Source organism: Abyssisolibacter sp. ZYX002 (assembly GCF_056892235.1).
The window spans coordinates 988426-1010284 of sequence record NZ_JARMXH010000001.1; the positions used below are offsets into that span (position 1 = coordinate 988426).

Here is a 21859-nt window from a genome sequence, read left to right on the forward strand (position 1 = left end):
ATACTCTATTTATACTAATTTCTTTGTATCTCTAGCTATCATTAACTCTTCATTAGTTGGCACAACCAATACTTTAACAGATGCATCATCAGTGCTAACTACTTTTTCTTCGCCTCTTATATTGTTTTTATCTGCGTCCACTTTGATTCCTATAAATTCTAAGCCTTTGCAGATATCTGCTCTTGTCATTGCAGAATTTTCACCTAATCCAGCTGTAAATACTACTGCATCAACACCGCCCATAGCAGCTGCGTATGATCCTATATATTTTCTAACTCTATATGCAAATATATCTAAAGCAAGCTGTGCTCTTTTATTTCCTTTTTCAGCTTCGCCTTCTATATCTCTAAAGTCACTGCTTACTCCTGATATCCCTAAAACACCTGACTTCTTGTTAACAAGATTATTGATGCCTGCTATATCAAGACCCTCTTTTTCCATGATGAATGGGATTATAGCTGGATCTATATCTCCACATCTAGTTCCCATTGCTAATCCTTCTAAAGGTGTAAGTCCCATACTTGTATCAACACACTCACCGTTCTTAACAGCTGCTACACTTGCACCGTTTCCTAAGTGACATGTTATGATTCTTAAATCTTTCATATCTTTTCCTAATATAGCTGCAGCTCTCTCTGCTACATACTTGTGTGATGTACCGTGGAAACCATATCTTCTAACAGCATATTTTTCATATAATTCATATGGTAATGGATAAATATATGCCTGCTCTGGCATTGTTTGATGGAACGCTGTATCAAATACTCCTACCATAGGTGTGCTAGGCATAAGTTCTTGACATGCTCTAATTCCTGTAATGTTTGGTGGGTTATGTAATGGTGCTAAATCACTACATTCTTCCATAACTTTAATTACTTCATCATCAATAATTACTGATGTAGCAAATTTCTCTCCACCGTGAACAACTCTATGTCCAACAGCATTTATTTCATCTGTTGATTTTATAGCTCCATGTTCTTCATTTAATAGAGCCTCCATAACTAAACCTAAAGCAACTTTATGATTTTCCATAGGCTGCTCTATAACTGCTTTTTTACCATTAGCTTTATGAGTTATTTTAGATCCTTCTATACCAATTCTCTCAACTAATCCTTTAGCTAACACATTTTCATCTGTCATATCAATTAATTGATATTTTAAAGATGAGCTTCCACAATTAATTACTAATACCTTCATTGTCAACCTCCTAAAATTTCTTACCATCATTATTCATATTAATACAAGTACTAAAAAAAATCAATATATTCTACATGATTGTTAGTATATTTTTGAAAGATTCAGACACTAATTTACTAAAATTAACATATTTTATTATTTCTCATAATTTAAAATGTATTCTTTGCAACATAGAAATTTTTATTTCCTTGTTTTTATTGAGTTTTTATAATAAACTATCAAAATAAGGAAAAAATAAACTTAAAATACTCGTGGAACTTTGATGAATATACTGTAGTTTTCTAAATTACAATCTTTCAGCGGTTTTGAAAGCGTACTCATTAGTACGGTGAAAAATTGATGGAAGTATTATAATTAGAAGGATGCAGTATAGTTATTGATTTTCTATGAATAATTCAAGTTATATTATAATTATGAAATTAGGTGAATAATATGAAAATTGTTGGATTAATAACTGAATACAACCCCTTTCACAATGGACATAAATATCATTTAGACATGTCTAAAAAAATATCAGGCTGTGACTATAGCGTATGTATAATGAGCGGAAATTTTGTGCAGCGTGGTGAACCTGCAATTGTAGACAAATTCCATAGAGCTAAAATGGCAGTTATTAATGGTATAGATTTGGTCATTGAGTTGCCAGTAGTATACGCATTAAGAAGTGCAGAGGCTTTTGCTTATGGTGGTATTGCTCTATTAAACTCTATGAATATTATTGATAGCATATCTTTTGGTAGTGAATGTGGTGATATAGAAATTTTAAGACAATTATCTGAAATATTGTATGACGAGCCAGTTTATTATAAAAAGCTATTAAAAGATAATCTAAATAAAGGCTTATCATTTCCAAAGGCAAGAAGTATTGCTCTTAGTGACTATATAAAAAAATACACTGATGATTTTAATTGTGATGATATATCTTCTGTATTATCTAGCTCAAATAATATTTTAGGCTTAGAATATCTCAAAGCTTTACAAAAACTTGATAGTAATATAACTGCTCATACATACAAACGAGTTGGTTCATCTTATAACTCAGAAAATCTTTCAAGTTCTTTTTCAAGCGCTACCTCAATTAGAAAAAGTATGAAAGATAATTTTAATAAGAAACTTTGCAAGCACATTTCAACTAATACATATAAAGTACTCAATGACTTTTACAATAAATATGGTTTTTTTAATTGTTTAGAAAATTATAATGATATACTACTATATTTACTTAGGACTAACAGAGCTTTATATGCTAATGCCCTTGATATTGAAAAAGGGTTAGATGATAGAATCTATCAAGCAAGCATTAAAAATAACCATATTTCAGATATTATTGAATCTATCAAAACAAAAAGATACACCTATACTAGGATTAAACGTATTTTGATGTACTTGCTATTAAATATAGACAGTAATCTTTTATCTAGCTCAAAGCTCGATAATGTACAATATTTCAGAGTACTTGCTATGAATGAAAATGGTATGAAGATTCTAAAACAATTAAAAAAGCACTCTGATATACCTATCATAACTAAATTTTCAAATTATAAACAGTTAAGTAACGATTCTGCTATATGCTCTAAACTATTATCTATAGAAAAGAGAGCAACTGATATATATTTCTTGCCCTCTAAAAAAGATGTTATCTTAACTAATCTAGACTATTCAACATCTCCTTATATTCACAAAGTTTAAATAAAGAATTTAACTATCAAATTCTATATCCACTATTTTCATTATGTTATCAATCTTTGTAAAAGATAGATTTAGGTGCTTAATACTCAACTCTTTTTCATCTTCTTTATTTTGGTAAAATTCTCTTATGTAAACTCTAAATATATCATTTTTGGGGTAGTATTCATACCCCTGTATAACCATATCTTTGTACACTAGTAATGAATCTTCATTGTATATCTCTAATGAATCGTCTTTTTCTTTTTGTATTTTAAGTGTATTCCCCTCCTTTATAACACTTAACTTTCCTCCTATCATATCTTCTATCGCTGAAATGTCTCCTATAGTTTGTGCTCTAACAAATAGCAATGTACTGTTTGTGACAAATGGAAAATATTCGTGCTCTATCTCGTAAAGTTCAGCTTTCTGCTGAGCAGGTGAAGCTTTTGCTCTGAGTTGATCAATTTGGTTTTTAAGTAGTGTTTCTTTTTCTTCTGCAGAACTTAATTTATCGTTTAAGTCATCTATAACTGCTTGTTGTTTTCTAATCTCTTCTTTTTCACTATTATTTTTATCACAACTTGTTATAATCAATGTACATGTCAATATCAATATCAATATGTAAATAACTCTATTTTTCATATCTTTCCTCCAATTTTGTACTTAATTTAATTTTATTAGCATAATGCAGGGTCAAGTATTAATATAATATACCACTATGAATGTTTATAAACACCTATGGAGGTATTTATGATTATTGTATATCTATTAATATTATTGTCATTTATATATATATTCAATCATTTTAGAGTAAAATATGGTGAGTTCAAAAAAGCCTTTTTTTTTGTTTTATCTCTATACATACTAATCATTCTAACTATTTTAATGCTCTCAAGCCCACAAGTAGCACTAGACGCTGGTTTAGTAGGCGTTGATATATGGCTAAATATTATACTTCCATCATTATTTCCTTTTTTTGTATGTTCTGAAATCCTTATAGGGCTTGGAATCGCTGATTTCTTAGGATCTTTACTAGAACCTATTATAAGACCTATATATAATGTTCCTGGTCAAAGCGCTTATGTATTCTCGATAAGCGTAGCATCTGGTTATCCTGTTGGAGCTAAAACAGTAGCTGATTTATTGGATGCTCGAAAAATAGATACTATTAGTGGTCAAAAAATATTGTCTTTTTCTAGTACTTCTGGTCCATTGTTTTTGATTGGATCAGTCTCTATTGGTATGCTCAAAAACCCCTCTATTGGGTCACTCCTTGCTATAAGTCATTATGTTGGAGCGCTACTTACAGGGTTACTTTTTAAACACTATTACGATTACAAATATAAAAGAAGGTATGACAAAAACAGCATAAGTAAAGTTAACTTACACGATTCTCTAAATATTCTATACAACAGAAATAAAAAAAATAAAAAATCTATAGGTGAGTTACTAAGCTCGTCTGTAGTTAAGTCTATGAATAGTATTTTGATGATAGGCGGATTTGTTATAGTATATTCTATAATAATAAAATTACTATCAGATACTACACTATTTACTGCTCTATCTACAGGATTAAATTATATATTCCCATCTGTCTCTAAAGAGTTGTTTAACGGTCTATTATGTGGATTAATAGAAATGACTAATGGCTGTAAAATTATTGCAACTACCTCTGGTGTGAGTTATGTGATGAAGCTTTGCATGGTAAGCTTTATTATCTCATGGAGTGGTCTTTCTATACATTCTCAGGTAATGAGTGTTATAAAAAACACAAAGCTGAAAATAAAACCATATTTAGCTTGTAAATTATGTCATGGTTTTATATCAGCTTTTCTAACTCTTATTTTATACAATGCCTTTTATTATAAAAATAACTATGTAGAAACATTTAGCTATGATACTAGTCTCAGTCTACTTCCTAATAACTTTTTAGCTGTATTTGCTTTTTCTATGAAGATTTTTGGAGTCATCATAGCTACGCTATTTGTGCTTGGACTATTATATAACCAAATTAATAAAAAATAGTTATATTCCTCTTAGTTCACTTCTATTTTCTTCTAGTGTACTGATAGTATCTTTCAATCTATTTTGCATTTCTTTTAGAAGTTCATCAGCATATTCTATTGCACCTATTCTTATTTCTTTTGCATTACTTTGTGCTTTTCTTACTATTTCGTTAGCTCTTTCTGTAGCTAATTTTGTTATTTCATCTTTCTCTATTAGCTCTTCTACATGTGTTTTTACTTCACCTACTAAAGTATCTGCTTCGTTTTGTGCTTCTGCTAATATTCTTTGTCTTTCCTCTTTAATCCATTCAGCTTGCTTTATCTCATCAGGAAGTTTTATTCTTATAGCCTTTATAATGCTGAATATTTCTTCTTTATCTACCATAACTTTACCTGTTAAAGGTATCACCGAAGCATCTTCTACAATATCCTCTATTTCTTCTAATAATTTTAATACATCCATATTTTAAACCCCCTTAATTTTTTGGTTGATAGCTTCCCTTACTATTGGTGGAACAAATCCTGATATGTCTCCACCAGCCCTAGCAGCTTGTTTAACTGCGCTTGAACTCAAAAATATATACTCACTACTACTCATAAGGAATACAGTCTCTACTTCTTTGTTTAAGCGTTTATTAATCATCGCCATTTGCATCTCGTATTCAAAATCTGCTACCATGCGCAATCCTTTAACTATTAGTGAGATATTTTTTTGTTTTACATAGTCTACTAAAAGACCTGAAAAGCTATCTACTTCTATATTATCTAAGTGTTTAGTAGCTTCTTTTATTAATGCTACTCTCTCCTGCACATTAAATAGTGTCTTTTTAGCATCATTTTTTAGTATGCTTATTATTACTTTATCAAATTTTTTACTACATCTCTTTATTATATCTAAATGCCCATATGTAATAGGGTCAAAGCTACCTGGATAGACTACTATCATCTATTTCCTCCTTCTTATGCAAAAAAGTCACGCATGTATTACCATATTTTCTACTATCAAATACTCTCAAATCCTCTACTAATTCTGGTATTTGTTCTTCGTCTGAGTGTTCAACAATTATTACAGCATTGTCTGATAGTATATCTTTTTTTATCAGCTCTAACGTAGTTACAACAAAATCTCTGTTATAAGGTGGATCTAAAAACACAAAGTTAAATTTTATTTGTCTCTCTTTTAGCTTTCTTATTGCTTTTTTAACATCTGTTTTGTAAACCTCAGCTTGTTTATTTAGTTTAGTACTTTTTAGATTTTGTTTTATTACGTTTATAGCGTTTATGTCAATGTCGATAAACACACATTTATTTGCTCCACGACTTAAAAACTCTATACCCATTCCACCAGAGCCTGAAAATAAATCAAGTATGTAATCATCTTCTTTTATATACCCCAATATATTGAATATAGATTCTTTCACTTTATCTGTTGTAGGTCTGGTTTTTATTCCATTTGGAGCTGTTAACCTATGTCCTTTAGCTTTTCCTGTTATTACTCTCAAGTTTTGCACTCTCCTACAATTCATATTTTAGCATGTTTTGATAATATATACAAACCATATGAACGAAATTAAAAACTCTTATCTATTTCTTCTATGTTTATAAAAAGCTTTTGTATATTATAATCAACAGTTTTAAACTCATCTGAAGCTAGAAAATCTTTATCAGACATGATTTTCTTTGCTGCTATTTGTGCTTCTTTGAGTATATCTATATCTGTAAAAACATTTGCTATTTTGAAACTTGGAAGACCGTGTTGTTTAAATCCTAATATATCTCCTGGCCCTCTTAGTTCTAAATCTTTTTTAGCTATTATGAATCCATCGTTAGTCTCTTTCATAATATTCATTCTTTTTATGGACACCTTACTACTTCCTCTGCTTATTAAAATACAGTAAGATTGCTCACTACCTCTTCCAACTCTGCCTCTTAGCTGATGAAGTTGAGCTAGCCCAAATCTCTCAGCATTTTCTATAACCATTATATTAGCATTTGGTACATTTATACCTACCTCAATAACCGTTGTAGAAATTAAAACATCGACTTTTCCAATTTTAAAATTATTCATTATTTCTTCTTTGTCTTTACTTTTCATTTTTCCATGTATTAATTTAACTTTACAATCAGAAAAATAGCTGTTAACTAATTCTTCGTACATTTGACTTGCTGATTTAAGATTTTCTAAAGACTCCGATTCTTCAATCAATGGACATACTATATAAGCCTGTCTGTTTTGTTTGATTTCCTTTCTTACAAAAGTATATACTCTATCAGACATATCACTACCAACAGGATATGTCTTTATAGGTTTTCTTCCTTTAGGTAACTCATCTATTACTGATATATCCAAGTCCCCATAAAGTATAAGTGCTAATGTTCTTGGTATAGGTGTTGCGGTCATTACCATAACGTCTGGATTTATACCTTTGTTAGCTAATGACAACCTCTGTCTAACCCCAAATCTGTGTTGCTCATCTGTTATTACTATTCCAAGTTTATCAAATTCAACATTACCTTGTATAAGTGCATGTGTACCTATAAGGATATCTATCTCTCCATTTATTATTTTTTCTTTTACTATATTTTTATTGTTTTTAGTCATACTCCCTATTAGCATTCCACATTTTATATCAAAGGGTTTTAACATGTTACTTACTGACTCGAAATGTTGTTTTGCTAATATCTCTGTAGGTGCCATCATAACTGCTTGATATCCTGATAAAACACTATGATACATTGCTATTGTAGCTACTACTGTCTTTCCAGAACCAACATCCCCTTGCACTAATCTATTCATAATCTTTGTAGAATTCATATCTGCCATTATCTCATCTAATACTTTATTTTGTGCTTTTGTAAGGTCAAAAGGAAGTGTCTTTACGAGTTTTTGTATGTCCGTATTTTTATCAAATTTTATACCTTTTTTTGAACTTACTCTATTTCGTATCTTCATTAAACCTAGTTGGAACATGAAAAACTCTTCAAATACGAGTCTTTTTTTTGCATCTAAGTAGTTAGTCATAGTATTAGGAAAATGTATGTTTCTTAGTGCAGTTTTAATACCTACAAGGTTGTTTTTATGGATTACACTATATGGCAATGTCTCTGTTATATCACTTAGAGCACTACTCATCACACTATCTATTATTTTTATGATATCACTGTTTTTTATACCTTTTGTCAATGGATATATTGGTGTGATTTTATTTATGTTTTGATATTTATCATCTGATTCTTGCACTGGATTATTTATCTCTATATGGTTATAGGATCGTTTTACTTTACCTGTTAATGTCAACTTTTGTCCTATCTTAAACTTGTCCTTAAGATAAGGTTGGTTAAACCATACCACTAGTGCTGAAGCAGTGTCATCTTGGACCTTGACTTTTAATATAGAAAGTTTTCTATTAGGTCTATATAAAACTGGTGTGGATGATATAGTCACATCAAATGTTTGTTTCTTTGTATCCTGTGATTCTATTAGCTTGATTTTGTCTGTCTTTTCTTCATAGCTTCTAGGAAAATAGTGAAGTGCATCATAAAATGTTGTTATCCCAATATTCCTAAGCTTTTCTGCTTTTTTTGGACCAACACCTTTTATGTACTGTATGGAATTAGATAATTGATTCAACGCCGCACCTCCTACAATCCATTATTTAACATTTATTATCTCTTAAAAAGGGTTATCTCAAAGATCATGAGACGACCCTTTATACAATATCAATTTTTAACATATAACTTATTAAAACTATTCTTAACTATAAACAAAATTTCGTTCTTAGTAACGCAGTAAGTTTCCATTATTAGTTTTTCTTTAGAATTTTTCAGAATGAGTGAAATACAAGGCACTAAAAAATATAGCGTATATGAGTTTTTCTATTGGCGCTCACTACTCACTTCGTTCCTAGGAGTAAGTGATTCACAAGAAATCATAGATTTCTGTTCTCTACTCATGATTAGTCGTTATATTTTTAGTAACGCAGTAGTTTGGCATTCTGGAAGATTCTACTCGACAGAAACCAAATAGTAGTATAACGGCTGACCACCATATACAAGTTCTACGTCACAATCCTCTAACTCTTCTTCGATTCTTGAAGCTAAGTTTTGTGCTTCTTCTTTGGTTACTTCTTCTCCATAGAACAATGTTACTATATCATTGTCTACATCTACCATCTTATTTATCATATCAAAGCAAGTATCCTCTAGATTTTCTCCCACTTCGACTATTCTTCCATCATGGATACCTATGATATCACCTTCGGCTATTTCTAAGTCGTTAATAACTGTGTTTCTAACTGCTGTTGTAACTTCTCCACTTTTTATCTCACTAAAAGCATCAGTCATATCATCAACATTTGCATCTAAATCTGCATCTGCATCAAATGCTATCAACGCACTTACGCCTTGTGGTATATTCTTTGTAGGTATGATTCCTATGTTTTTCTCACTTATTTTTTGAACCTGCTGTGCTGTCAATATTATATTTGAATTATTTGGTAATATTATTATATTTTCAGCGTTAACCGAATCTACTGCCTTTAGTATATCTTCTGTGCTAGGATTCATTGTTTGACCACCTTCTATGATATAGTCAACATTTAGATCCTTAAATACATCTTCTATTCCTTTACCTCTTACTACAGCAACTAGACCATATTTTTGAGAAGGTTTTGTTTCCTGTATTTGTTCCTCTTCAAATAATGTGTTTTTATGCTGTAATCTCATATTTTCTATCTTTATATCTACTAATTGCCCTAATTCTAATGCCTTTTGTAATACTATACCTGGGTCATTGGTATGTATATGTGTTTTTATTATATCTCCATCTCCTATTACTAGTAGGGAATCGCCATGTTCCATTATCTGCTTTTTAAAGTTTTCTGCATTACCTTTGGCATCGTTTATAATAAACTCTGTACAATATCCAAATTCAATATCTTCTGAAACTATGTTTTGAACTTGTTTAGGTGCTTTAACTGTTTCTAGCCCCTCTATGTCTACATCTTCTTTTCCTATTAGAACATTATACGCACCTTTTAAAACTACCATTAGCCCTTTTCCACCAGCATCAACTACGCCCGCTTGTTTTAAAACTTCAAGCATCTGTGGTGTTTTATCTAGAACTTGATCTCCATGCTTTAATATCTTGTCTAAATAAGTATACATATCAGTTTCGCTCTCTGAAAGCTCTGTTGCCTTCTCAGCTAGTTCTCTTGCCACTGTTAGTATTGTACCCTCTATAGGTTTCATAACAGCCTTATAAGCAGTTTCAGCGGCCATTTTGAATGCGTAAGCTACCTCTTTCTTGCCCAGCTTGTCCGTTTCCTTCAATCCTTTTGCGAAACCTCTAAATAATTGCGATAATATTACACCTGAGTTTCCCCTAGCTCCCATAAGAGAACCTTTAGATGCTGCCTTTGCTATATCACTTATTTTATCACTATCTATACTTAATATTTCTTTTAATGCTGAATTTAAAGTCAAAGACATGTTTGTTCCCGTATCACCATCCGGCACAGGAAATACGTTCAATGCGTTTACATGTTCTTTTAGGTTTTCTAATGCTTTTGCACCTGCTATGAATAATTTTTTTAGCATAGCTCCATCAATATATATGGTATTCAATACTGCTTCCTCCCTACTTTTCCTTTTGAACTCTTACACCTTGTACATATACATTAACTTTGTTTACATTAACTCCAGTTAATTGTTGTACATTGTATTTAACTTTGCCAATTATATTATCCGCAACAACAGATATTTTTGTTCCAAATTGAACTATTATAAATAAATCGATATTTACTTCTTCACCATTTATTGTTACCTTAACACCTTTTGTCAGATGTTCTTTTCTTAACAATCTAACTAAGTTATCTGTTGTACCTCTAGCAGCCATCCCAACAAGTCCATAACATTCCATAGCTGCAAGTCCTGCTATACTCGCAAAAACATTTTCATCTATTTTTATATCTCCATATTGATTGTTAATAGTTTTCGGCATAACTAACCTCCTCTTTATTCATCTATCTCATATTATAATACATCATTGTCATATCTCATTCAATATTAATAAGTTTATTTTAAGTATATACATTAGTCAACTGATTCTGTTATTCTAATTATAATAAATTCTGTCGACAAATACAATTATTATTATACTTCAATAAATTGGTTATACTAAGCAAAGATTACTTTATAACCAATACTAGCATAAGACATATTATAATTATGTTGTTACATTATATTATATATATAACTCACTTAATATATAATACTATTTTTAAGTTTTTATTGCAATATTATGTGTAACTATGTTAGAATAGTAATGTTCGCAGGTTTTCGTTAAAGAGTAACAGTTTAAGGAGGTGTTTTATATGTCTAAGTTTTGTGAAGTTTGTGGCAAGGGTAAAGTATCAGGAAACATAGTTACTTTCTCTAAGAAACATATAAAAAGAACTTGGAAGCCTAATGTTCATAAAGTTAAAGTTTCTATAGATGGTACTATTAAGAAAATGAATGTTTGCACTAGATGTTTAAGATCAGAAAAAGTTAAAAGAGCTTTATAATAAAATAATCAATAAAAAGCTAAACGTTAACGTTATTAAAAAAATTCACGACTAGTTATGTACACTATGGTACACTACTATCCGTGAATTTTTTTAAATTACCCACTATATTGGTTATTATATAACCTCTCATCTACAGTATATATGTAACCCTATTTTCATCAAGCTGATTCCAACGACAGCTAAAACTATCCAACTTGGTAAAAATATGACACCTATAATCATGAAAACTGCAAACAAAGATACTATTAACAATTTACTCCTCATAAACATATCATTCACCCCTATAACATATTAAACAATGCCCAAGCCAGTGCTAACAGAAGTATTCCAAGTAAGAAGAACCATATAGACATAGGTACTACTTGTATTATAATTATGGCACCTACTACCCCTAGAACTATTCCTATAATATGTTTCATGTTTTTGCTAATCCTTAATTTCCTTCCTCTTATTTTACTAAACTTTCTACTTATTCGTGATAATAAATTATTCATCTCCCTCCTCCAAAACAAAAATAGTATTAATAATATCCGAAAGCACAATGTCTCTAAATATTTATTAATACTATATTATTAATCATATTATGTTTTTGTTACTATTTTTTATAATAACCATCTACAAACACACATACTGTCTCAAAGAATCTATGTTTGATTTCGTCTAGTTGTATTTCAGGAAGCAATTCTTGAAACTCTGGATCGTATACCATTTCATATTCAAAAACTACTGGTCGCCAAAACCCTATTCCCAATGAGTTAAAACTATAGCTATATCCTCCATCTTCATCCTCATAATCACCATCCTCTGACACTATTTTAACCAATATCTTTGCTTCTGTGGCAAATACATCTACACCCTTATATAAAACAAAGTGCGTGTCTATAAAGGAATTGGGTATCTCTATAAATATAACCTTATCATTATCATCATATTGTATGTGATAATCATTTACCCATTCCAGGCCTTTTCCTGCTTCTTTAGGCTCTCCTAATATAGCATATACTTCTTTTCTATCCATTCCTAATTCAACTGGACCTATACTTTTCTTAGGTACTATCTCTAATAATTGCATATTCTTCGCTCCTATTTATTAGTCATCTGCTTTTATAACAATACAAACCCCTTTGTGTATTGTGATCTTTGCACTTTCTTTTAATATTTCATTGCTTACTCCAAATAAAGAAGCAAATTTATATCTTTTTTGATTTACTTCATATTTCATCCCATCAGTGCTAACAATTGCTCCATCTTGTGTAACTGGTAAAATTGATATGTATTTATGGGTATTATCAAAGACTCCAGATTCTTCTTTTAGGATTGTTATCTCATTGCTATTATCATAAATTGTTGCTTTTATTCCTTTATCATGTACTGAGCTTAGTAATAAAACATTTCCTAGTGAGTGATCCATCCTGCTACCTGTTGCTCCACCTATATGTATCTCTTTTGCTCCTGATTTAATTGCATATTCAAGTGCAATCTCCATATCTGTATAATCTTTGTCTGTAGGAAACTTTACTATCTCAATTTCTCTTTGCTTTAATATATTTAAATTCTCTATTTTTATGGAATCTAAATCTCCTACTACTACATCTGGAAAAATTCCATATTTAAAAAGGTGCTTTACTCCACCATCTGCACAGATGATGAGATCAGCATCCTTTGTGATTTTCTTTACTATATTCTCTTTTAAAGTCCTTCCACTCCCAAATATAGCTACATTCATTTCTTTCCCTCTTTCTAAAAATCAGTAAGCTCTCTAAATTTATTTATAGTCTTATTTATATCATCAGAATTAAATACTGCTGAGCCTGCTACAAAAACATTAGCACCACACTCGTAAACTTCCGCTATGTTTTCTTCTTTTATACCACCATCTACTTGTATATCAATATCAAGGCTTCTCTCATCTATCATAAACTTTAGTTGCTTAATTTTATCTTTCATAGCTTCTATGAACTTCTGTCCACCAAAACCTGGATTAACAGTCATAATCAAAACCATATCAACCATATCTAGTATATGTTTAACACTCTCAACTGGCGTTGCAGGATTTAAAGCTATCCCTGCTTTAATACCATGACTTTTTATAAGCTGCAATGCTCTATGTACGTGTGGAGTAGACTCATAATGTACTGTTATGATATTTGCTCCAGCCTTAACAAAATCATCTATATATCTTTCTGGATTATCTATCATAAGATGAACATCAAAAGGGATATCTGTAATCTTTCTAAAATCCTTTATTACAACCTGTCCAAAAGTAATGTTTGGAACAAATGACCCATCCATAACGTCTATATGTAGTAAATCTACTCCTGCATCTTCTACTCTCTTTATATCCTCTTTTATATTACCAAAATCAGCTGATAATATTGATGGTGAAATCTTAATCATTCTAGTATCTCCTTTTTTGTTTTATTTCCTGCATAAATCTTAAATAGCTTTGGTATCTCTCTTTACTTATTTCTCCATTTTCGACTGCTTCTTTAACTCTGCAATCAGGCTCGTTAATATGCATACAACTATTAAATCTACATTCATAACTATAGCTTTTTATATCAATGAAAAAATCTTTTAATTCTTCTTCCTTAATGTTATCTATATCTAATGCACTAAAACCAGGTGTATCTACAACCCAACCATCAGTTTCTAGTTCTAATAACTTTGTACTTCTAGTAGTATGTTTTCCTCTATTTGTTTTTTTGCTTATATCTCCTGTCGTAAGCTTTAAACCAGGTTCGACCATATTTAACAAACTTGATTTACCCACCCCAGATGGACCTGCAAAAACTGTTATATTGCCTTTGAGACATTCTCTTAAAGCACTAATACCTATATTTTTCTTGATACTTGTACACAAAACTTTATAACCAGCTTTTCTATATATGTCAGCCATATTATTTACTTCTTCATCTTTTGCTAAATCAATTTTATTTATGCAAACTAATGCATCAATGTTGTTTTTTTCTGCATTAATCAGAAACCTATCTAATAACCATAGATTAGGCGCCGGATTTATTATAGCAAATACTATGATTGCTTGAGACACATTGGCAACTGTTGGTCTAACTAGCTGGTTATCTCTGTCTTTTATCTCCTTTATATAACCAGCTTTATCACCATCAATAACTTCTACCATAACTTTATCACCTATTAATGGTTTTATTTTTTGTTTTCTGAATAATCCTCTTGCTCTACATTCGAGAACACCACTAGCTGTCTTTACGTAGTAATTGCCCCCTACTCCTTTTATTATTATGCCTTCAAGCATATATCAACCTCCTAAAATGTATGCTCGAGCGAACCTATATTCACTCCATCAAAGTAAATTTCAAATTTACATTTCCCTTCTCCTGTTACTAGTATTTTTATTCCACCATTGTTATTGGTCACAGTTTTATCATATACAACTTCTTTTTTATCGTTTTGTATTCTATATATTTTTATTGCTACTTTATCTTTACCTTCTGGCAACTGGAGTTTTATAGGCGTAGATTTTGAACCTGCTGGTACATTAGTTTCCACTGTACTTGTATCTTCTTCATTATTATCCTCACTATCGCCATCTGTATTTTGACTCCCATTGCTCACTACAAGACTAATTTTTATTCCTGATTCAACTTCCTGTCCTGCTGGATGACTTTGTGATATTACTACTCCTTTAGGGACATCATTATTTTTTTCGTATTTTATCTCTCCTACTACAAACCCATTTGAAACAAGCAATTTTTTAGCTGCCTCTACATCTTTTCCTGTATATTTTGGCATTATCAAATATTCAACTTTAGGTCCATTACTTACAGTATATGAAACTTTTGTACCTTCTTTTACCTGCTCAAATGCCTTTGGACTTTGTGATATTACTATTCCTCTAGGATACTCACTAAATTCATGTGTTACTTCACCCTCTTTTAGTGTTACGTCACTTAGTGCAATCTCAGCTTCATTTGCTGATTTACTTATCAAATCTGGCACTTCTATTAGCTTTGTTCCCTTACTTACATTTACTTCAACTGGATAATCTGTTTTCAGCTTGCTTCCAACTTCCTCTGATTGGCTTATAATCTTGCCCTCTCCATATTCATCATTAAACTCTTCTTTCTTGACAACTAGTTTCAACCCTAAATCTTGCATTTGTTTTTCTGCAACTTTTACGTCTAGTCCTACTAGATTAGGAAGTGTTACTTCATCTTTTATGAATGCATCCTTAAAATGTATATAACCAAACGCTAATGCACCTACAACTATAAACGCCAATACCACAGCTGCTATTGCTGTTAATACTCTTGAACCTTTACTTGCTACTTTTTCATTATCTTTAGTTTTAGTAGCTTTTCCTTTAGAAGGTCTTCTCCTTTTTATCGGCATTTTTATATCCTTTGTTTCATTATCTTCTTTCAATAGCTTGTCACTTTCAATTAAAACATCTTCTTTTGGTATCACCATTGTCGGAGAATCATCAAAATTCTTAAATTCTATTGTATCATCTTGCATATTATTGCTTGCTTTCTCTAAGTCATTTATTATATCTTCAGCACTATCATATCTAAGTGCTTGATCTTTTTGAACAGCTTTTGTCACTATTTTTTCCAATGCCTTTGGTATAGTATCATCTACATTTCCTAGAGGTGCTATATCTTCTCTTATATGCTTTAAAGCTACTGATATCGGACTGTCTCCTTGAAAAGGAACTTCCCCTGTCAGCATCTCATACATTACAATTCCTAGTGAGTATATATCCGATTTTGCATCAGTATATCCTCCTCTAGCTTGCTCTGGAGAAAAATAATGCACTGAGCCTATTACATTGCTTGTTACTGTAACTGTTGATGACGTAGCTGCCCTAGCTATACCAAAATCTGTTACTTTTATTTTTCCTTCTTCATTTATTAGTATATTGTGTGGCTTTATATCTCTATGCACTATATTGTTTTTGTGCGCATTATTAAGCGCTTTGGCTATTTGCATACTTATCTCTATTACTTTTTTAGGCTTTAGCTTCCCTTTTTCTCTTATTAATTGTTTTAATGTTTTTCCTTTTACATATTCCATTACAATATAATATGTGTTGTCTTCACAGCCAACATCATATATCCCTACTATATTTTCATGAGTTAAGCTCGCTGCTGATTGTGATTCTCTGTTGAATCTATTTATAAAATCCTCATTATTTGTAAACTCTTCACGCAGTACTTTAACAGCAACATATCTATTTAGAAGGCGACATTTAGCTTTATATACTACTGCCATACCTCCTCCGCCTATTCTCTCTATAATTTCATATCTATTGCCTAGAGTTTTCCCTATCATATTAATAACCTCTTTCCTAATCAATCTTTATTGTTAAAACAGTAATATTGTCATCTCCACCATGCTGATTTGCCTTCTCTATAAGACAATCGCACATTTCCTGTGGGTCATTTATAGTACTAAGTACTTTTTTAATCTCTTCGTCATCAAGCATATTTGTTAAACCATCTGAGCATAGCATATACGTGTCTCCAATTTCGATTTCTCTTTCAAACATATCGAATTTTAGGTGTTTATTAGTACCTAATGCTCTTGTAATTACATGTTTTTGAGGATGGTTTTTAGCTTCTTCACTTGATATACTACCATTTTTAACTAGTTCAGCAACTAAAGAGTGATCTTGTGTCAATTGTATTAATTTATTATCTTTTAGAAGGTATGCTCTACTGTCACCTACATGTCCAATTATCGCTGATTTTTCACTAAAGTAAATTGCGGTCAATGTAGTACCCATTCCATACAATATTTTGTTGTTATTACCTTCCTTGTAAATTACACTATTTGCTTCTTTAAAAACATCTTGTATAAATTTAGGTATCTGTATTTCTTTATTTATTAACTCTTCTTTATGTTTATTTATCATCTCTTTTATAGTCTTAATAGCTAAATAGCTTGCAGTTTCTCCTCCATTATGTCCACCCATGCCATCTGCTACCACAAATAACGGTAATTCTTTGCATTCAGAATTATAGTATAAATCCTGATTGACTGTTCTTATTTTTCCTATATCAGAACAAACACCAAAGATCATATAAACCCTCCACTCCAAAAATAAAAATTATTTCTAGTCTTGATTAATATAGTTATTTCTAAGTTGACCACATGCTGCATTTATATCAGAACCCATTTCTCTTCTAACTGTGGTACTTATACCCTTTTGATTTAATACATCAGCAAACCTTTTTACATTATCTTTGTTTGATTTACTATAATCTGATTCTTTTATACTATTTAGTGGTATTAAGTTAACATGACATAAAAGCCCTTTTACTAATTCATATATTTCTAAAGCATTTTTCTTACTGTCATTAACTGCATCTATTAAAGTATATTCAAAAGTTATTCTTCTATTAGTTTTATTTATATAATATTCACATGCTTTTATTATCTCTTTTAGTTTGTATTTATTAGCTATTGGCATTATCTTTTTGCGATCATCATCTATGGCTGAATGTAAAGATATTGACAACGTGACAGGTAACTTTTTATCTGCAAAATCATATATCTTAGGAACTATACCACATGTCGATAATGTAATATGTCTATAGCCTATCTTTAAACCCAACTCATCGTGGATTATATCAAGAAACTTCAGTACATTCTCATAATTATCAAATGGCTCACCAGAGCCCATTAGCACTATATTACTGATTTTTAAATCTTGATCACTTTGTATCTTGTATATCTGATCTGCGATTTCCCCTGATGTTAAGTTTCTAATAAGTCCCTGTTTGGTTGAAGCGCAAAAGCTACAACCCATTCTACATCCAACTTGAGTAGATATACAAACCGTATTACCGTGCTTATATTTCATTAGCACACTCTCAATTATATTATTATCTCTTAATCTAAACAAATACTTTTTTGTATCATCTATCTTTGAGTCATATCTTTTGGCTATCTTTATATTATCTATATAAAAGCATTCTTTTAGTTTACTTTTTAAATCTTTTGATAGCACTGGTATATCATCTATACATCTTATATTTTTTTTATGCACAAATCCAAATATTTGGTTTGCTCTAAAAGGTTTTATGTTCTTATTTGCTAAAATATCTCTTAGCTCTTTTAGTGTATAAGATTTTATATCGCTTCTATTATTCAAATTATCCCTCCAAGCTACAATAACACATAGCTATTTATATATTATCAAAAAAAAACGTATTTTCATAGTTTTGTTTGCACTAATGGTATGTTAAATCATTGTACATGCAGTGTTTATCAATATTGTACTAATACTTAAATTTTGTTATATATTTTTTCTTTTTAACTTTGATATGAAAAAACCGTCAGTATTGTTGATGTTTGGATATAGTTTCACATACCCATTATTCGTCTTAAGCTTTAACTTTTCACTTAGCTCTTTCTTAAATGGTTCTAACTCAAAGTCTTTGTTTTCATTTAGAAACTTGTTTAAAACATTTAAGTTTTCAATAGTGCTTATGGTACAAGTACTATAAATTAGAGTTCCACCTCTTTTTACATACTTACTACCATTTATCAGTATATCATGTTGAATTTGTGATAGTTCTTTAATCTTGTCTATATTCATCCTATATCTTATCTCTGGTTTTCTTCTAAGTAAACCTAGACCTGAGCATGGTGCATCTACTAAAACGTAATCCGCCTTCTGCATGATTGCTTTATCTATTTCTAAAGCGGAAAATAACTGCGTGTCTATTATATCTATACCTAATCTATTAGCTGTTTTATCTATTAGTTCTAATTTGTGCTCATGTATATCTCTTGCTAATATAACTCCTTTGTTCTTCATTATCTCAGCTATGTGACATGTTTTTCCTCCAGGAGCACTACATAGGTCTATTACAAAGCTTTCTGGTTTTGGGCTCATAATCTCTGCTACTAACATAGAACTCTGATCTTGCACCGAGAAATATCCATTCTTGTATTCCTGTAATGAAGTTATATTTTTAGGATTTTCTATTTCAATACCATATTTACTATAGGGTGCTTTATTTACTATAAAATCTTTCTCTCTCAATAACTCCATTAACTTTTTTCTATCTATTTTCAATGTATTAACTCTAATATTCAACTTTGGTCTATTGTTGTTGGATTTTAAAAGTTCTTCTGTAAAATCATATCCAAATTCATCTATGAAATACTCTACCATCCATTTAGGATGAGAATATTTTATATTTAAATATTCTATACCTTTAAGATTTTCTACATCTTTTAATATATCAGCTTTTTTTCTCGTTACATTCCTAAGCACACCATTTACAAACCCTGGTATTGCCCTATGTCCTAGTTTTTTAGCTATCTTAACACTTTCATTACAACTAGCACTGTCAGGCACCCTATCCATAAACATTATCTGATAGATACCTGTTCTTAATATTTCTAATACTATAGGTGCTATCTTTTTTATTTTTGTTTTAGAAAATTTGGATATAATGTAGTCAATCATGATTTTATTTTGAATTACACCATATACAATTTCTCTAATTAATCCCTCGTCTAATTGATTTTTTGCACTTTTAATGTTCTTATTAACTTCTATGTTTGAATATGCTTTTTCTTCATTGATATTTTTAAGTATATTTATTGCAATATATCTAGCATTATTTTTCATATATTCCTCCGTACTCTGTATTATTATTTAAAATACAAGCTCTAGAGCAGGTAACTATATCATCTCTAGAGCAAATCTTTTACTGATCAATTATCTACTTTTATAAACATATCAATCGCGTTCTTTAGCTTATCTATATCTACACTTGTATCGTGACATGGGGTCTTTTTTATTATATTGAATACTCCATAAACAGGTATTTTGCTTATATCATTAATTCCACTAGTCAAATCTCTCTCACATGCAACAGCTATTATAGCTTTTGGTCTTCTCTTTTTTACCCACTGCCTTGCTAGCGTTCCACCTGTTGCAACTACAGCCTCCATATTGTAAGCGCTTGTTAATTTTATAATATCTCCTACGATACATTTCCCGCACATTTTGCAGTTATATATATCATTTGTTATCTTATATGGGCACTGTGAATTTTGAATACAATGCGGTAATAGTAATAATATATCACTACCATCAACCTTTACTTTTAGATTTTCAATAAGAGTATTGTGTATATTACAATAAGCTCTCTGTATAGTAGCCTTATCTATATTTATAACCTTAGAAACCATCATCAATACTGGATAAATAGTTTTGAGTAAGAACTTTAGAAACATTGCACTCTTTTTATTGATATTACCACTATAAACCCATCTACTCAGTATAATAATTCCGAATATCACAAATATGCTCACTATCATAAAAAACGCTATCGCGAGTATTATTACAATTTTTATAAAATTATTGTTTTTATTAACTAAAAAGTAAATACTTAATACTACTAATACAACTGATAATATAGCGGTAAAAAACATTACACCAAAAAATTTTTTTCTATCATTTTTCATGACAACACTTCCAAGCATTATTTTAGTTTAGATCCTATTTCTACTGTATTACCTGCTAAAAATTCTTTTATATTCATTCTTCTTTTACCTGGCATTTGTAGCTCCTTTATAGCTATAATTCCATCATTACATTTCACCTTTATTCCATCACTATTAGCGCTTAGGATTTGTCCTACTTCACCATTAAACTGACCAGTCTCATAGTCAACCTTGTATATTTTAATTTTATTATCTTTGTATTCACAGTAACAACCAGGCCAAGGCTGAGTACCTCTCACTAGGTTCTTAATCTCTTTGCAAGACTTACTAAAATCAATATGCCCAAGCGATTTATCCATTATAGGTGCATATGTAGCTATATCATGGTTTTGCTCTTCTGCCAGTAATGCTCCATTTTCTAGTTTATTTAGAGTCTCTACTAAAAGATTAGCTCCTAGTTCTTTAAGTCTATCATAAAGTTCCCCAGCAGTCTCCTCTTCTCCAATATTTACTTTAGCTTTTAAGAGCATATCTCCAGAGTCAAGTCCTCTAGCCATCATCATAGTTGTAACTCCAGATTCTTTCTCCCCATTTATTATAGCCCAGTTGATAGGAGCTGCTCCTCTATAGTATGGTAGCAAAGAAGCATGAACATTTATACATCCATACTTAGGCAAATCTAATATCTGCTGTGATACTAATTGTCCGAAAGCTGTCACTACTATTACATCTGGATTAGCCTCTCTTAGTTTTTCTACACTTTCTTCTTTATTTATTTTACTTGGCTGAAAAACCTCTATACCTAGCTCTAATGCTCTTTCTTTCACTGGAGGAAATGAAACCTTTTTACCTCTACCTCTTTTTTTATCAGGCTGAGTTATTACAAGTACTACATCATGTCCATTTTCATGCAATCTATCTAATGTAGATACTGCAAAATCAGGTGTACCCATAAATACTACTCTCATG

The 21859-nt window shown here is 30.7% G+C and carries 22 protein-coding genes; 3 read left to right on the top strand and 19 right to left on the bottom strand.

Going from position 1 to position 21859, the window contains the following annotated elements; all coding sequences use genetic code 11:
- Positions 1 to 9 precede the first annotated feature (9 nt).
- The gene (locus P3X86_RS04465) at positions 10 to 1197 is read right to left on the bottom strand and encodes an acetate kinase (protein ID WP_483291424.1); all 1188 of its coding nucleotides are present in this window, start codon (positions 1195 to 1197) and stop codon (positions 10 to 12) included.
- Positions 1198 to 1629: 432 nt separating this feature from the next.
- Here P3X86_RS04465 and P3X86_RS04470 point away from each other — a divergent pair, with 432 nt between their 5' ends.
- Positions 1630 to 2886: a nucleotidyltransferase gene (locus P3X86_RS04470; RefSeq protein ID WP_483291425.1), complete on the top strand. Its 1257-nt coding sequence runs from the start codon at positions 1630 to 1632 to the stop codon at positions 2884 to 2886.
- A gap of 9 nt (positions 2887 to 2895) precedes the next feature.
- Here P3X86_RS04470 and P3X86_RS04475 read toward each other — a convergent pair whose 3' ends face one another.
- The gene (locus P3X86_RS04475; protein ID WP_483291426.1) at positions 2896 to 3507 is read right to left on the bottom strand and encodes a hypothetical protein; all 612 of its coding nucleotides are present in this window, start codon (positions 3505 to 3507) and stop codon (positions 2896 to 2898) included.
- Between the two features lie 108 nt (positions 3508 to 3615).
- Between P3X86_RS04475 and ylbJ the strand changes: the two genes are divergently transcribed.
- Positions 3616 to 4890, top strand: coding sequence for a sporulation integral membrane protein YlbJ (gene ylbJ / locus P3X86_RS04480; RefSeq protein WP_483291427.1), 1275 nt, complete (start codon positions 3616 to 3618; stop codon positions 4888 to 4890).
- On the opposite strand, the gene P3X86_RS04485 is transcribed toward ylbJ, so the two are convergent.
- The 6 genes from P3X86_RS04485 to P3X86_RS04510 all read right to left on the bottom strand — a co-directional run bounded on the left by P3X86_RS04485 (position 4891) and on the right by P3X86_RS04510 (position 10872).
- Positions 4891 to 5334 (bottom strand): ATPase, encoded by a 444-nt coding sequence (locus P3X86_RS04485; protein WP_483291428.1) that lies wholly within the window; start codon positions 5332 to 5334, stop codon positions 4891 to 4893.
- A 3-nt stretch (positions 5335 to 5337) separates the two neighbouring features.
- Complete coding sequence (coaD, locus tag P3X86_RS04490; RefSeq protein ID WP_483291429.1) at positions 5338 to 5817, bottom strand: pantetheine-phosphate adenylyltransferase; 480 nt, start codon at positions 5815 to 5817, stop codon at positions 5338 to 5340.
- Positions 5795 to 6397: a 16S rRNA (guanine(966)-N(2))-methyltransferase RsmD gene (gene rsmD, locus P3X86_RS04495; protein ID WP_483291430.1), complete on the bottom strand. Its 603-nt coding sequence runs from the start codon at positions 6395 to 6397 to the stop codon at positions 5795 to 5797. The genes coaD and rsmD overlap by 23 nt, the downstream gene beginning before the upstream one ends.
- A 44-nt stretch (positions 6398 to 6441) precedes the next feature.
- Positions 6442 to 8502, bottom strand: a complete 2061-nt coding sequence (recG, locus tag P3X86_RS04500) for an ATP-dependent DNA helicase RecG (protein WP_483291431.1) — start codon at positions 8500 to 8502, stop codon at positions 6442 to 6444.
- A gap of 374 nt (positions 8503 to 8876) precedes the next feature.
- Positions 8877 to 10496, bottom strand: coding sequence for a DAK2 domain-containing protein (locus P3X86_RS04505; protein ID WP_483291432.1), 1620 nt, complete (start codon positions 10494 to 10496; stop codon positions 8877 to 8879).
- Positions 10497 to 10509: 13 nt separating this feature from the next.
- Positions 10510 to 10872 carry an Asp23/Gls24 family envelope stress response protein gene (locus P3X86_RS04510; protein ID WP_483291433.1) on the bottom strand — a complete coding sequence of 121 codons (363 nt, stop codon included), beginning with the start codon at positions 10870 to 10872 and terminating at the stop codon, positions 10510 to 10512.
- Between the two features lie 373 nt (positions 10873 to 11245).
- Here P3X86_RS04510 and rpmB point away from each other — a divergent pair, with 373 nt between their 5' ends.
- Complete coding sequence (rpmB, locus tag P3X86_RS04515; RefSeq protein WP_483291434.1) at positions 11246 to 11437, top strand: 50S ribosomal protein L28; 192 nt, start codon at positions 11246 to 11248, stop codon at positions 11435 to 11437.
- 284 nt (positions 11438 to 11721) lie between these two features.
- Here the strand turns inward: rpmB and P3X86_RS04520 are convergent, their stop codons facing one another.
- From P3X86_RS04520 to fmt, 11 genes are all read right to left on the bottom strand, one after another.
- Complete coding sequence (locus P3X86_RS04520) at positions 11722 to 11934, bottom strand: hypothetical protein (protein WP_483291435.1); 213 nt, start codon at positions 11932 to 11934, stop codon at positions 11722 to 11724.
- Between the two features lie 101 nt (positions 11935 to 12035).
- A complete protein-coding gene (locus P3X86_RS04525) occupies positions 12036 to 12512 on the bottom strand; it encodes a hypothetical protein (protein WP_483291436.1) in 477 nt (158 codons plus the stop codon).
- A gap of 18 nt (positions 12513 to 12530) precedes the next feature.
- Positions 12531 to 13166 carry a thiamine diphosphokinase gene (locus P3X86_RS04530; RefSeq protein WP_483291437.1) on the bottom strand — a complete coding sequence of 212 codons (636 nt, stop codon included), beginning with the start codon at positions 13164 to 13166 and terminating at the stop codon, positions 12531 to 12533.
- A 14-nt stretch (positions 13167 to 13180) separates the two neighbouring features.
- Entirely contained in the window at positions 13181 to 13837 is a 657-nt protein-coding gene (gene rpe, locus P3X86_RS04535; RefSeq protein ID WP_483291438.1) for a ribulose-phosphate 3-epimerase, read from the bottom strand.
- 1 nt (position 13838) lies between these two features.
- On the bottom strand, positions 13839 to 14714 hold the full coding sequence (gene rsgA, locus P3X86_RS04540) for a ribosome small subunit-dependent GTPase A (protein WP_483291439.1): 876 nt from the start codon (positions 14712 to 14714) through the stop codon (positions 13839 to 13841).
- A gap of 11 nt (positions 14715 to 14725) precedes the next feature.
- A complete protein-coding gene (gene pknB, locus P3X86_RS04545) occupies positions 14726 to 16753 on the bottom strand; it encodes a Stk1 family PASTA domain-containing Ser/Thr kinase (protein WP_483291440.1) in 2028 nt (675 codons plus the stop codon).
- A 16-nt stretch (positions 16754 to 16769) separates the two neighbouring features.
- Complete coding sequence (locus P3X86_RS04550; RefSeq protein WP_483291441.1) at positions 16770 to 17504, bottom strand: Stp1/IreP family PP2C-type Ser/Thr phosphatase; 735 nt, start codon at positions 17502 to 17504, stop codon at positions 16770 to 16772.
- Positions 17505 to 17537: 33 nt separating this feature from the next.
- The gene (rlmN, locus tag P3X86_RS04555) at positions 17538 to 18578 is read right to left on the bottom strand and encodes a dual-specificity RNA methyltransferase RlmN (protein WP_483291442.1); all 1041 of its coding nucleotides are present in this window, start codon (positions 18576 to 18578) and stop codon (positions 17538 to 17540) included.
- Positions 18579 to 18722: 144 nt separating this feature from the next.
- Positions 18723 to 20069, bottom strand: a complete 1347-nt coding sequence (gene rsmB, locus P3X86_RS04560; RefSeq protein ID WP_483291443.1) for a 16S rRNA (cytosine(967)-C(5))-methyltransferase RsmB — start codon at positions 20067 to 20069, stop codon at positions 18723 to 18725.
- A gap of 86 nt (positions 20070 to 20155) precedes the next feature.
- On the bottom strand, positions 20156 to 20911 hold the full coding sequence (locus tag P3X86_RS04565) for a DUF116 domain-containing protein (protein WP_483291444.1): 756 nt from the start codon (positions 20909 to 20911) through the stop codon (positions 20156 to 20158).
- Between the two features lie 17 nt (positions 20912 to 20928).
- Positions 20929 to 21858 (bottom strand): methionyl-tRNA formyltransferase, encoded by a 930-nt coding sequence (fmt, locus tag P3X86_RS04570; protein WP_483291445.1) that lies wholly within the window; start codon positions 21856 to 21858, stop codon positions 20929 to 20931.
- Between the last annotated feature and the right edge of the window lies 1 nt (position 21859).